Annotated in this window: 14 protein-coding genes; 4 read left to right on the top strand and 10 right to left on the bottom strand. The window is 72.2% G+C overall.

From position 1 onward, the window contains the following. Nucleotides 1–7: 7 nt before the first annotated feature. Entirely contained in the window at nt 8–871 is an 864-nt protein-coding gene (locus ACLQ2X_RS17970) for an endo alpha-1,4 polygalactosaminidase (protein ID WP_425682187.1), read from the top strand. A 48-nt stretch (nt 872–919) separates the two neighbouring features. On the opposite strand, the gene ACLQ2X_RS17965 is transcribed toward ACLQ2X_RS17970, so the two are convergent. The 10 genes from ACLQ2X_RS17965 to rsmD form a co-directional block, all read right to left on the bottom strand. Next, nucleotides 920–2,425 carry an MFS transporter gene (locus tag ACLQ2X_RS17965; RefSeq protein ID WP_425682186.1) on the bottom strand — a complete coding sequence of 502 codons (1,506 nt, stop codon included), beginning with the start codon at nt 2,423–2,425 and terminating at the stop codon, nt 920–922. Between the two features lie 160 nt (nt 2,426–2,585). Continuing rightward, entirely contained in the window at nt 2,586–4,805 is a 2,220-nt protein-coding gene (locus ACLQ2X_RS17960; protein ID WP_425682185.1) for an MMPL family transporter, read from the bottom strand. A gap of 238 nt (nt 4,806–5,043) precedes the next feature. After that, nucleotides 5,044–5,901 (bottom strand): bifunctional DNA-formamidopyrimidine glycosylase/DNA-(apurinic or apyrimidinic site) lyase, encoded by an 858-nt coding sequence (mutM, locus tag ACLQ2X_RS17955; RefSeq protein WP_425682184.1) that lies wholly within the window; start codon nt 5,899–5,901, stop codon nt 5,044–5,046. Beyond that, on the bottom strand, nt 5,894–6,685 hold the full coding sequence (gene rnc / locus ACLQ2X_RS17950) for a ribonuclease III (RefSeq protein ID WP_425682183.1): 792 nt from the start codon (nt 6,683–6,685) through the stop codon (nt 5,894–5,896). The genes mutM and rnc overlap by 8 nt, the downstream gene beginning before the upstream one ends. Then, nucleotides 6,682–7,755, bottom strand: a complete 1,074-nt coding sequence (locus ACLQ2X_RS17945) for a phosphate acyltransferase PlsX (protein WP_425682182.1) — start codon at nt 7,753–7,755, stop codon at nt 6,682–6,684. The genes rnc and ACLQ2X_RS17945 overlap by 4 nt, the downstream gene beginning before the upstream one ends. A gap of 12 nt (nt 7,756–7,767) precedes the next feature. After that, a complete protein-coding gene (gene rpmF / locus ACLQ2X_RS17940) occupies nt 7,768–7,941 on the bottom strand; it encodes a 50S ribosomal protein L32 (RefSeq protein WP_425682181.1) in 174 nt (57 codons plus the stop codon). Nucleotides 7,942–7,946: 5 nt separating this feature from the next. Further along, on the bottom strand, nt 7,947–8,510 hold the full coding sequence (locus ACLQ2X_RS17935; protein ID WP_425682180.1) for a YceD family protein: 564 nt from the start codon (nt 8,508–8,510) through the stop codon (nt 7,947–7,949). A 122-nt stretch (nt 8,511–8,632) separates the two neighbouring features. Next, complete coding sequence (locus tag ACLQ2X_RS17930) at nt 8,633–9,130, bottom strand: hypothetical protein (protein WP_425682179.1); 498 nt, start codon at nt 9,128–9,130, stop codon at nt 8,633–8,635. Between the two features lie 147 nt (nt 9,131–9,277). Further along, nucleotides 9,278–9,754: a pantetheine-phosphate adenylyltransferase gene (gene coaD, locus ACLQ2X_RS17925; RefSeq protein WP_425682178.1), complete on the bottom strand. Its 477-nt coding sequence runs from the start codon at nt 9,752–9,754 to the stop codon at nt 9,278–9,280. After that, nucleotides 9,751–10,314, bottom strand: a complete 564-nt coding sequence (gene rsmD / locus ACLQ2X_RS17920) for a 16S rRNA (guanine(966)-N(2))-methyltransferase RsmD (RefSeq protein WP_425682177.1) — start codon at nt 10,312–10,314, stop codon at nt 9,751–9,753. The genes coaD and rsmD overlap by 4 nt, the downstream gene beginning before the upstream one ends. Nucleotides 10,315–10,566: 252 nt before the next feature. Between rsmD and ACLQ2X_RS17915 the strand changes: the two genes are divergently transcribed. The 3 genes from ACLQ2X_RS17915 to ACLQ2X_RS17905 all read left to right on the top strand — a co-directional run bounded on the left by ACLQ2X_RS17915 (nt 10,567) and on the right by ACLQ2X_RS17905 (nt 12,696). Next, complete coding sequence (locus tag ACLQ2X_RS17915) at nt 10,567–11,535, top strand: cell wall anchor protein (protein WP_425682176.1); 969 nt, start codon at nt 10,567–10,569, stop codon at nt 11,533–11,535. 196 nt (nt 11,536–11,731) lie between these two features. After that, a complete protein-coding gene (locus ACLQ2X_RS17910; RefSeq protein WP_425682175.1) occupies nt 11,732–12,049 on the top strand; it encodes a PadR family transcriptional regulator in 318 nt (105 codons plus the stop codon). A 281-nt stretch (nt 12,050–12,330) separates the two neighbouring features. Then, nucleotides 12,331–12,696, top strand: coding sequence for a hypothetical protein (locus tag ACLQ2X_RS17905; protein ID WP_425682174.1), 366 nt, complete (start codon nt 12,331–12,333; stop codon nt 12,694–12,696). The last annotated feature ends 76 nt before the right edge of the window (nt 12,697–12,772 follow it).

Raw genomic sequence — 12,772 nt, 5'->3', positions numbered from 1 at the left:
GCTGTCGATGCGGGTCCGGCCCGCCCTGCCGCGCTCCCGGCCGGCCCGCGTCCGTCGACGTGGACCGCGCCGGTGGGTGGCGCTCGCGCTGACCGTGCTGCTGGCCGCGCCGACGTCGGGCTGCCGGGAGCCGCTCGTCCCACCGGGCGCGCCCACGCCCTGGCCGGCCGGCCGGGCCGACCGGTGGCGGTGGCAGTGGCAGCTCACCACGCCTGTGGACGTCACCGTCGACGCCGACGTGTTCCTCCTCGACCCGGTCGGGGCCACCTCGACCGAGACCGCGGCGCTGCGCGAGCGGGGGCGCCGGCTGGTCTGCCACGTCCGGGTCGGCACGTACGCCGGTAGCGACCCGGACGTCACCCGCTTCCCCGTCGCCGTGCGCGGCGCGGCGGTGCCGGGCCGGCCGGGGACCCGTTTCCTGGACGTCCGGCGGTGGGAGTCGCTGGCGCCCGTGCTGTCCGACCGGTTCCGGCTCTGCCGCGGCAAGGGCTTCGGCGCGGTGGCGTTCGCCGACGCGGACGGCTACCGGCACCGGTCCGGTTTCCCGCTGGGCTTCGACGACCAGTTGCTGTTCAACCGCCGGCTGGCCGGGCTGGCCCGGCGCGTCGGCCTCTCCCCCGGGCTGGTCGACGACGTGGCGCAGGTGGCCGCGCTGGCCCCCGACTTCGACTTCGCGGTCAACCAGGAGTGCGTACGCCGCGGAGAGTGCGCGAAGCTGCTGCCGTTCGTCGACGCCCACAAGCCGGTGTTCCACGTCGAGTACGCGGGTGAGCCGGCGCGGTTCTGCGTCACCTCGGTCGGCTACGGCTTCGCCTCGATCCGCAAGGACCGGTCGTTGGACGCCTGGCGGGAACCCTGCGCGCCGCCGTGACGCGACGGCGCCCCCGCCCGGCCGGAGCGGGGGCGCCTGGCTACCGGCTCAACCGGCGGTGGCGTCGGTGGCCGGGGTGGTGGCCTCGCCGCCGCGCGGCGACGGCACCGCGGCGTGTTCCGCGCTCAACGGGGTGGCCAGTTCCTCAAGCGACTTCCCCTCGGCCCGGACGCCGAGCGTCAGCTCCACCAGACCCCCGATGATCATCACGGTGGCGCCGATGACGAATGCGAGCACGGTCTGGTCGACCTTCCCGCTGCCGACCAGCTCGGCGAACAGCAGCGGACCGGTGATGCCACCGGCGGCGGTGCCGATCGCGTAGAAGAACGCGATGGCCATGGCCCGGGTCTCCATCGGGAAGATCTCGCTCACCGTCAGGTAGGCGGCACTGGCGCCGGCCGAGGCGAAGAAGAGCACCACGCACCAGCAGGCCGTCATGGTCACCGCGGTCAGCACGCCGGAGTGGAACAGCCAGGCGGTGCCGAGCAGCAGCACGCCCGAACCGATGTACGAGCCGGCGATCATCGGCACCCGGCCGACGGTGTCGAACAGCCGGCCCAGCAGCAGCGGGCCGAGCAGGTTGCCGACCGCGATGACCGCGAAGTAGTAGCCGCTGTTGCCGGTGGGCACGTCGAAGAACGTCTCCAGGATCTGGGCGAACCCGAACGTGATCGCGTTGTAGAGGAACGCCTGCCCGATGAAGAGCGCGAAGCCCAGCGCGGCCCGTTTCGGGTAGCGGCGGAACAGCGTCCGGGCGATCTCCAGGAAGTTCGTGCTCTTGCGCTGGCGGATCTCGAGGTAGTTGTCCACCTCGGCCAGGTCCCGCCCGGTCTCCCGTCTCACCTCGGCCTCGACCGAGTCGACCAGGTGGTTCGCCTCGTCCGCCCGGCCGTGGATGAACAGCCAGCGCGGACTCTCCGGTACGTGCCGGCGGACCAGCAGGATCACCACGCCGAGCACCGCGCCCAGTCCGAACGCCACCCGCCAGCCGAGGTTCGTCGGCAGGCCGTTGAGCAGCGGTACGGTCAGCAGCGCGCCGATCGCCGCGCCGAGCCAGAAGGTGCCGTTGATGATGATGTCGATCCGGCCCCGGTGGCGGGCCGGGATCAGCTCGTCGATCGCGGAGTTGATGGCGGCGTACTCACCGCCGATGCCCATGCCGGTGAGGAACCGGAACAGGAAGAACCACCAGGTGTCGAACGACAGCGCGGTAAGGGCGGTGGCGACCAGATAGAGGCCGAGGGTCAGCAGGAACAGTTTCTTGCGGCCGAACCGGTCGGTGAGCCACCCGAAGACGAGCGCGCCGGTGCAGGCGCCGGCCACGTAGAGCGCGGCGGCCAGGCCGGTGACCTGACTCTGGGTGATGTCCAGGCCGCTGCCCGGCTCGGCGAGCCTGCCGGAGAGGTTGCCGACGATGGTCACCTCGAGGCCGTCGAGGATCCACACCGTGCCCAGACCGATCACGATCATCCAGTGCCAGCGGGACCAGGGCAGCCGGTCCAGGCGGGCCGGGACGTTGGTCCGTACGGTGCCGGTCGGTGCGTCGGTGCTCATGACGCACTCCGGGGGGATGCGACTGCCGGGACCCGACAAAGATCGACCGGCGTGAACTTTTCGTCCATGGCCGCCCAGATGCCCAGCGGTCCGGTGCGTTAATCCTGCCCGCCGGTCATCAGAATGACCGGCGGGCGGATCGACGAACGTGAGCCCGAGGTCAGCCGGCGCTGACCAGTTCCGGCGTCGGTGCGGGCGGCTCGATCGGCCGCGCGGCCGATCGGCGGCGCATGAAGCGCGGCGCCCACCAGTTCGCGTCGCCCAGCAGCGTCATCACCGACGGCAGGACCACCGCCCGGATGATCGTGGCGTCCAGCAGGATCGCCGCGGCCAGCCCGATGCCGAGCTGCTTGAAGTCGATCATGCTGAGTGTCGCGAAGATGGAGAACACCGCCACCATCACCACCGCCGCGCTGGTCACCACCGGAGCCGAGGAGGTGATGCCGTGCGCCACCGCGTCCCGGTTGGACATGCCCCTGTCGACCGCCTCACGGATGCGGCTGACCACGAAGACGTGGTAGTCCATGGACAGTCCGAACAGGACCACGAACAGGAACAGCGGCAGCCAGGTGACGATCGCGCCCATCGAGGTGAAGCCGAGCAGGCCCTCCGCCCACTCGCCCTGGAAGACAAGCACCAGCAGCCCGTACGCGGCGCCTGCGGAGAGCAGGTTCAGCAGGATCGAGGTCAACGCCACCACCACGGAGCGGAACGTCCAGGCCATCACCAGGAACGTCAGCGCCAGCACGAACGCCGCGACGAGCGGCAACTTGGCCCAGATGTGAGCGGCGTAGTCCTCGCTGGCGGCCACCCCGCCACCGATCGCGTACTCCACGCCCGGGACGCCGCCAAGCGCGGCCGGGGCCAGGTCCTCGCGCAACTCGTGCAGCGACCGGGTCGCCTCCCCGGAGCGGCTGGCGTGCGGGGTGGCCACCTCCAGCACCGACACCCGCCGGTCCGCCGACACCTCGATCCTCGCGCCGTCCCCCTCGGCCGGCGCGAAGAGCGGATCGGCGGCGGCCCGGCCGGCCAGGTCGGTGAGCGCGGCGCGCACCCGGTCTGCCTGCTCCGCGGGTGCCCGCACGGCCACCGTGTGGCTGGTGCCGTTGCTCGGGAAGGCGGCGGTGAGCCGGTCGTAGGCCTGCATGGCGGCCGTGTTGCGCGGCACGTCCTCCGCCCCGGGGAACTTCAGCTTCATGCCGAGCGCCGGCGCGGCCAGCGCCAGCAGCAACGCGACGGACACCAACAGGGTGGCCACCGGCGCGCGCAGCGCGGGCCGGAGCACGGCCGGCCAGAACCGAGGGCGGGCCGGTTCCCCGTGCCGGCCGCCGCGCGGCGCGGTGAGCCGCCACAGCAGCGGCACCCGGGGCCGGTCGACCCAGCGCCCCAGCTTGGCCAGCAGCGCCGGCAGCACCGTCAGCGAGCCGATCACCGCGACCGCGACCACCAGGATCGAGCCGACGGCCAGCGACGAGAAGACCGCGTCCTGGGCGAGCAGGAGCCCGGCCATCGAGATGATCACTGCGGTGCCGGAGACCACCACGGCGTGCCCGGAGGTCTCCGCGGCGATCTCCACCGCGTCCAGGCCGGACCGTCCCCGGGCCCGCTCCTCCCGTTCCCGCCGTACGTAGAACAGCGAGTAGTCCACGCCCACGGCCAGGCCGATCAGCAGGATCACGCTGGCCGTGGTGTCGGTGGCCGGCACCAGGTGCGAGGCGAGCGTGGAGAGGCCCATCGCGGCGGCCACCGAGGAGAGCGCCAGCAGCACCGGCACCCCGGCGGCGATCAGCGCGCCGAACGCGATGATCAGGATGGCCAGGGTCACCGGCAGGCTGAGCAGCTCGGCCCGCTTGAAGTCCGCGCCGAGCGTGTCGTCGAGCGCCTTGTCGATCGACGGGCCGCCCACCTGTTCGACCCGCAGCTGCGGGTGCGCCTGCTGCACCTTCGCGGTGGTGTCCCGCAACGGCTGCACCCGCTCGCCGGCGGTGGACGGGTCGCCGGACATGGTGATCGGCACCAGCAACGCGCTGCCGTCGCGGGACGCCTGCGCCGCGCCGACCGAGGCCACGCCGTCGACCTGGCGCAGCCGCTCGGTCGCCTCCCGCGCCACGTCCCGCGCGGCGGCCTGGTCCAGCGAGCCGCCGCGGGCCGTGATCAACACGTTCTCGGTGGCCGGGCGGTCGAAATCGCCACTGTCGACGATCATCTGCGCCCGGCCGAACTCGCCGATCGCCTGGTCGGAGTCGGTGGCCTCGTTCAGCCCGGCGGCGTTTCCGCCGACGAAGCACACCGCGACGAAGACCACCCACATCGCGATGGCCCGCCAGGGATGCTCCGCACTCCACCGCGCCAACCGCACGGTCACCGGTCGCCTGTCCATGATCCCGGGTCCCCCTCCACCGGCCGGCGCGGTGCCGACCGTGGATCACGCTAGGCAGCGGGCGTGGCCCCGACATCAGGGAACGGCCCCGGCTCCTCCCCGACCCCGCGGCGGCCGGCCGCGACGCCGGAACCGGCCGCACCGGTCGGGCGGAAAGGACATTTCCGGATACGCCCCGGCGCGTCCCCCAAGGGCCGTCAGGCGCGGCACGCCCGCGCAACCCCGAGCCGGCTCCGGGTCATCCCCGGAGGGTGCCCCGGGGGCGCGGCTGGCAGCGCGGGCAACTGTAGGAGGACCGGTTCATGAACGCCTCCCGCCGGATCGGCGCGCCGCAGCGGGAACAGGGCTCCCCCTCCCGCCCGTACGCGTTCAGGGACCTGTCGAAGTAGCCGCTCTCCCCGTTGACGTCGACGTACAGCTCGTCGAAGCTGGTGCCGCCCTGCTTGATCGCCTCGGCGAGCACGTCCCGGACGTGGCCGAGCAGGCGCAGGGCGGCCGGGCGGGTCAGCGCGTCGGTCGGACGGGCACCGTGCAACCTCGCCCGCCACAGCGCCTCGTCGGCGTAGATGTTGCCCACGCCGGAGATCAGTGTCTGGTCCAGCAGCGCCCGTTTGACCTCCGTACGCTTGCGGCGCAACGCCGCCACGAACGCCTCGTCGGAGAACTCCGGGTCCATCGGGTCCCGCGCGATGTGCGCGATCTCGGCCGGCAGTTCCGCCCCGCCTGGTGAGACGGACAACCCGCCGAACGTGCGCTGGTCGACGAAGCGCAGCTCCGGCCCGTCGTCGGCGAACCGGAACCGGACCCGCAGGTGCAGCTCGTCGGCCGCGCCGACCGGCTGCACCAGCAGCTGCCCGGACATGCCGAGGTGGCCGATCACCGCGTCGCCGCTGTCCAGCGGCAGCCACAGGTACTTGCCCCGGCGGCACACGCCGGTGACGGTCCGGTCGGCCAGCACGTCGGCGAAGTGCGCGCCGCCCGGCGCGTGGCGGCGTACCGCCCGGGGGTGACGGACCTCGACCGCGGCGATCCGCCGGCCGACGACCCACTGCGCCAGCCCCTGCCGGACGGTCTCGACCTCGGGCAGCTCAGGCACGGCCGGCGCCCGCCTCCGCGTCCGCCGGATCCGCCGCGCCGACCGCTGCCGCCTCGGCCTTCGCCGCCGCTTCCGCCTGCTCGTTGAGCGTCCGCCAGGCCGACTCGGCGGCCCGCTGCTCGGCTTCCTTCTTGCTGCGCCCCTCCGCGCCGCCGTAGCGGTTACCGGCCACCACCACCCAGGCGGTGAACGTCTTCAGGTGGTCCGGGCCGGTGCCCTCGATGCGGTACTCGGGCACGCCCAGCCCCAACGCGGCGGTCAACTCCTGAAGGCTGGTCTTCCAGTCCAGCGCCGCGCCCCGGCCCGCCGACTCGGCCATCAGCGGGTCGAACAACCGGTGGATCACGATGGCCGCGGTGTCCAGGCCGTACTGGAGGTAGATGGCGCCCAGCAGCGCCTCCAGCGTGTCGGCGAGGATGCTCGCCTTGTCCCGCCCGCCGGTGGCCTCCTCGCCCTTGCCCAGCAGCAGGTACGCGCCCAGCCCGTCCGGGCCCAACCCGCGTGCCACGTCGGCCAGCGCGCGCATGTTCACCACGCTGGCGCGCAGTTTGGCCAACTGCCCCTCGGGCAGGTCCGGGTGGTTGTGGAACAACGCGGTGGTGATCACCACGCCGAGGACCGAGTCGCCCAGGAACTCCAGCCGCTCGTTGGTGGGCAGGCCACCGTTCTCGTACGCGAACGAACGGTGGGTCAGCGCGCGTTCCAGCAGCTCCGGGTCGAGCGACACCCCGAAGGCCGCCTCCAGGTGGCCCACGGAAGTACGCCGTCGCTTGTCGTTGGTCATGGTGCTACCTCGGTGTCGATTCGGTCAGGTCCATGATCGTGCGGGATCTCGGCGAGCATGGCGCGGACCGCCCCGGCGGCGTCGCGGCGCCAGAGACGGGCGGCCAGGGCGATGCCCGAGGCGACGTCCTCGGAGCGGGCCGCACCGTGGCACACGACCACGGTGCCGCCCACCCCGAGCAGCGCGGCCGCGCGGGGCGCGTCCGACGGCGGGCCACCGGCCATGAGGTACGCGCCCTCGATGGCCTTGAGCAGGACGTTGCCGGTGAAACCGTCGGTCACCACCACGTCGGCGCGGGCGCCGAGGGAGATGTCGTAGCCCTCCACCAGGCCGACGTAGCGGGCGGCGCCGGGCAACGGCGCGGCGGCCAGCGCCGGGTCGGCGGAGCGGCGCGGCCGGTCGCCCTTGCCGGTCTCGCGGCCCACGGAGAGCAGCCCCACCCGGGGTACGGCGACCGCGAGCGCCACGGCGGCGTAGGCGGCGCCGAGGACGGCGTGGCGGGTGAGCGTGGCGGCACCGGTCTCGAGCGTCCCCCCGACGTCCAGCAGCGCCACCGGGCCGTCGACTGCGGGCAGCGTGGCCACGAGCGCGGGTCGGCGGATCCCGGCCCAGCGGCCGAGGCCGAGCGCGGCGGCGGTGACGGTGGCGCCTGTGGAACCGGCGGAGACGACCGCGTCGGCGAACCCGTCCCGGACGGCCTGCACGGCGGTGCGTACCGTGCTCTCGCCACGGGCGGCGGTCGGATGGTCGGCCATGCCGACGGCGGCCCGCACCTGGCGGACCGTGACCCGGGCACGTTGGGCCGGGTCGAGCGCACCGAGCAGCCCGTCGGCGACTTCGATCGGGCCGACGAGCATCAGGTGCAGGGAAGGATCCGCGCGTACCGCTCGCAGAGCGCCGTCAACCACGACGGCGGGAGCATCGTCCCCGCCGAGGAGGTCGACGGCGATCCGCGCGGTGCCCGGCTCCGAGGGCCCGCCGGCCGAGGAACGGTCGGTGGCGGAGGGAGCCGGGACACCGGGCGACTGCCTTGGTGCGCGCGTCACCCGACCTGTGGTCGGGGACGTCATTCGGCGTCCGGATCAGACGTCGAGGACCTGACGACCGTTGTACGTGCCGCAGACGGAGCAGGCGGCGTGCGGCAGCTTCGCCGACTTGCACTGCGGGCAGGCCACGGTCGCCACCGCCGTGGCCTTCCAGTTCGCCCGGCGGGCGCGGGTGTTGCTGCGCGACATCTTGCGCTTGGGGACGGCCACGGTTCTTACTCCTCTGTACGGGTCAGTTGCGACAGGCCCGCCCAACGCGGGTCGACCTGCTGGTGACTGTGGTCGGCCGGCAGATCGTCCCAGTGCACCCCACACTCGGGGCACAGGCCTGGGCAGTCCTCCCGGCAGAGCGGGTTGGTCGGCAGTGCGAGCACCACCGCGTCCCGCAGCGCCGGCTCCAGGTCGATCAGATCGCCCTGCATCCGGCCCACCTCGTCGGTGTCGGTCGTCTCGTCCGTGGTGCTGTCCTCGTACGCGTACAGCTCCTGGACGTTCACGGCCACCGAGTCGTCGATCTCGCGCAGGCAGCGGCCGCACTCGCCCTTGACGGGACCGGTGACGGTCCCGGAGACGAGCACGCCCTCGGACACCGACTGCAACCTCAGGTCGAGGTCGAGGTCCGCGCCCGCCGGCACGCCGATCAACTCCACGCCGAGGTCCGCCGGTGCCGTCACGACCCGCTGGAGCGTACGCAACGCGCCAGGCCGACGCGGCAGGTCCCTCGTGTCGAGGACCAGCGGCGACCTGGGGTCGAGTTGGCTTGGCGAATGTTTGGGCATAGTCAGACTCCGGCCGATGAGAGGCCGACAAAGAAGGTTACCTGCCAGGGGGGCGGACCGTCGAACCGGGGCGCACCCCGGCTCGTCGGCGGCCGGCTGTCGGCGACCGGCCGGTGCGCCGCTCAGAAGGGTAGCGGGCGGTCCGCCTCGTCTCCGGCGAAGGTACCGATCTCGCGCAGCGCGTGCATCTTGTCCCGGCCACGCTCTATCGACGCCAGCGCCCGGGTGAGGAACTGCTCGAAGTTGGCCAGGGCGGTGTCGACGTAGTCGTCCACCTCCTCGCGGAGGCGCTGCGCCTCGGCCCGCGCCTCGCCGATGATCCGGGCGCCCTCGTGCTCGGCGGACACGGTGATCTCGTTCACCGACACCAGGCGGGCGTGTTCCGCCTCACCCTCGCTGATGATCCGGTCGGCCTCACGCTTGCCGGCCTCCATGATCTTGTCCCGCTCCTCCAGCAGGGCGGCGGCGCGACGCAGGTCCGCGGGCAGCTCCGCGCGCAACTCGTCCAGCGCGACGATCATCTCGCCCCGGTCGACCATGCAGTTGTTGCGCGACATCGGGACGGAGCGGGCCTGCTCCACCATGGCGATCAGTTCGTCGATGCGATCGAGCGGGTCCACCGGTACCTCACTCCTGTCTTCGTCGGCCGCCCTCCATGATGCGGCCTGACGCCCGGTTTCGGCGCTGCACACATCATGTCGCGCCCGGACCACCCCGGCGCCACCCGCCCCGCCCGGCGCGTCGCCGGCGGGACGCCCCCGCCCCGGTCAGGGGCGGAGTCGGGCGGTGAGCTGCGCGCGGACCAGGTCGGGAACGTGGGAGGAGATGTCCCCGCCCCACTTCGCCACGTCCTTGATCAGGCTGGAGGAGATGAACGAGTAGAGCGGGTTGGTGGGCATGAACAGCGTCTCCACGCCGGCCAGGCCGATGTTCATCTGGGCCATCTGCAACTCGTAGTCGAAGTCGCTGACCGCCCGCAGGCCCTTGATCAGCACGCTCGCCTGCTGATCTCGGCAGAAGTCCACGAGCAGGCCGCGGAACGACTCCACCCGCACGTTGTCGTACGAGGCAGTCACCTCGCGGAGCATGTCGATCCGCTCCTCGACGGTGAACAGGCCCTGCTTCGACTGGTTGACCAGCACGCCGACGATCACCTCGTCGAACAGGCGGCTGGCCCGGCCGATGATGTCGAGGTGACCGTTCGTGACCGGATCGAACGAGCCCGGACAGACCGCACGTCTCATGATCGGCGACCGTACCAAAGTGTGGTCTCGCCGTAACGTCTACTGCGCTGCGCAGTGACACCGTCCACCCACTCGACCGGGCCAGTGCGACTGGACCGCTCCACGATCACCAGCGCCTCCGGCGCGAGCCAGCCGCCGCCGACGAGCGCGGCGAGCAGCGCGGTGATCTCCGCGTCCGGCACCGCGTAGGGCGGATCGGCGAAGACCACGTCGTACGCCCCGCCGTCCGGCCCGGCGGCCAGCACGCTGCCCACCTTCCCGGTGACCAGGCGGGCGGCCGGTGCGGCCCGCAGCGCGGCGATGTTCTCCCGGATCACCTTGGCGGCCCGCGCGTCGGACTCCACCAGCAGCACGTGCGCCGCGCCCCGGGACAGCGCCTCCAGGCCGACCGCGCCGGAACCGGCGTACAGGTCGGCGAAGCGCGCCCCGTCCAGGTCGAGTTCGGCCTGGACGGCGCTGAACAGCGCCTCCCGGACCCGGTCGGAGGTGGGGCGGGTGCCGGCGCCGGGCGGGGCGGCGATCCGCCGCCCGCCGAGCACGCCGGCCACGATCCGGGTCACCGTCGCTCCCTGCGCATGCCCCGACGCTACGCGACCCGACGCGGCGGGCCGGCAGAGCACCCGCAGCGACGACCGGCGAACGCAGCGTCCATCAATGATCTCAAATCAATCACAGACCCTTTACAAGACATCGATCGTGGTAACGCATCACGTGTCGATCTCGCTAGGGTCTGGCCCGATTGCCGTGCGGACGCGTGGCTGCCGCCCCGTCCGCCGCACCTCTGACGATCCTCCCCCTCATCAGGAGAAGACGTGAACCGTCTCCACCTCCGGCGTGCCGCCGTCCTCACCGCCGGCACGCTCATCGGCCTCGCGGGCGCCGCCGCCGTCACCGGCCCGGCCGCCGCCCACCACCCCGAGCCGTCCGGCAGCTACTGCGCCGCCAAGGACGGCACGGTCACCGTGACCTGGTCGGTGATCAGCAGCGAAACCGACATCGCCGGCCGCATCACCAAGGTCGAGTCCACCGTGCCCGGCCCGATCAGCGGCGGCCTGGCGGTCGACGCGGAACTGAAGCCGGCCGGTCAGGGCCCGCTGACCGGCACCCAGACCCACACCTTCTCCGGCCCGATCCCCAAGCTGAAGCTGACCGTCGGGGCGCACTGGGAGCGGGGCAGCAAGTCGCACGACGGTGAACGCACCGTGGTGGCCCGCCGCGGCACCAACTGCGGGGCGCAGCAGACGCCGTCGCCGACGCCGACGCCGCGCGTCCCGACGCCGCCTCCGGCCACGCCGACGACCACCCCGGAGCCGACCCAGCCGCCGGAGCCCACCCCGACGCCGTCGACGTCCGTCCCGCCGTCGGCACCGCCCGTGACGCCGACCCCCTCGGCCGAGCCGGCGGAGCCGATCTTCAAGCTGGACCAGGACTGCGACTCGATGACCTTCACCGTGGAGAACCCGGCGAAGGGTGTCCCCTTCACCGCCACGATGACCACCGAGAAGGGCGTCAGCAAGAAGCTCGCCTCCGAGCCGGGCAAGACCGCCTCGGTCGAGTTCGACGCCTACCAGGGTCTCAAGGTCACCGTGAAGTACGACGTGGTCGACGAGTCCGAGACCGTCCCGTACACCCAGCCGGAGGACTGCTCCGGCCAGGGCGGCGGCCTGCCGGTCACCGGCCCGACCGCGGGCGCCATCGCCGGTGGCGCGATCCTGCTGCTGGGCGCCGGCGCGGTGCTGTTCGTGGTGGCCCGCCGCCGCCGGATCAGCTTCACCGCCTGATCCACCCGCTCACCGCCGAGGGCGCGTCGACCACCGGGTCGGCGCGCCCTCGCCGTGGGTACGGCCACCGTCGGTCAGCCGGCGTCGAGCACCGACGTGACGGTGGCCGGGTCGACCTCGGCCTGCGCCGCGAAGGTGTCGACTCTTCAGAGTCTCTGATGGACAGCGCTAATCTACACATGTAGTTTAAGGCCCCATGGAACCGCTCGCCCGTGTAGGCAGGGCAACTGTTGACGTCCTGGCCGTCCTGCTTGACTCTGCGCAGCCGCGATGGGGGCTGGAGATCATCAAGGCTACCGGTCGGCCGTCCGGCACGGTCTACCCACTGTTGGACCGCCTGGAGAGAGCCGGGTGGGTCGCATCCTCCTGGGATGACCAGGACCGCAAGGGTGCCCGGCGGCGACTGTACGTGCTGACGCGTGACGGGGCGACCGAGGCTCGTCGGATCTGCCAACGCGCCGCACAGCGGAGCACGCTGCGGCTTCCCAACGTTCGGCCGGACCTGGCCCGATGACGGCATCCCGCCGAGTGCGCCTCGCCTTGGCCGTCAGCCGGTTTGCCTCGGCCGCGTTGCCAGTCTCCGATACCCGTTCGCGCTACCGCGAACAGTGGGAGGCCGACATACGCGGTGCTGCCGACATGGGGCTGTCCCCGCTGCGGCTCGCTCTCGGTACCGCAGTGGCCGCCCTCCAACTTGCCGCTACAGCCAGAAAGGGGACAGCAGTGCTTGCTTCGGGGAGCATTGCGCTGGCAATCCGGGCAGCGGGTGCGCCCCGCGTACGTACCCGTCTTGCAATGACGCAGTTGGGATTCGGCGGTCTATATCTGGTCGTGCTGGTGTTATACGCCGTCAGCCGGATCCGGTTGGGACTCGGCCACTACGAACTCACCCACGAAATGCACGACCCCAAGGACCTCGTGCCTTTCGGTTTCTCCCTGTTCAACCCCTTCACCTGGCTGTTCATGACCTCGCAGCTGTACATGATGCTTCATGGCTGGATGCTCGGAGCCGTCCTCGCCGCAGGGTCACTCGTCCACGCGCTTACCGGCAACGACCATCGGCGGCGGCTCCCCATGACCGCGACGGCGGTCAGCGTCGTCGTGCTGGCCATCGCTCTCAGTGGCTTCGGCCGGGACATACTCGTTTGGGTCAGGGACTAACGACCTCGTGCGTGGTTGGCGGTAGCAGGATCTGTGCCGTCTCATCGTTGGTGGGGTGCGGCGGGTAGGGCACGGA

The organism is Micromonospora sp. DT31, from assembly GCF_049841795.1.
In the GTDB taxonomy this organism is placed as follows: domain Bacteria; phylum Actinomycetota; class Actinomycetes; order Mycobacteriales; family Micromonosporaceae; genus Micromonospora.
This window is presented reverse-complemented; position numbering and strand designations above follow the sequence as displayed.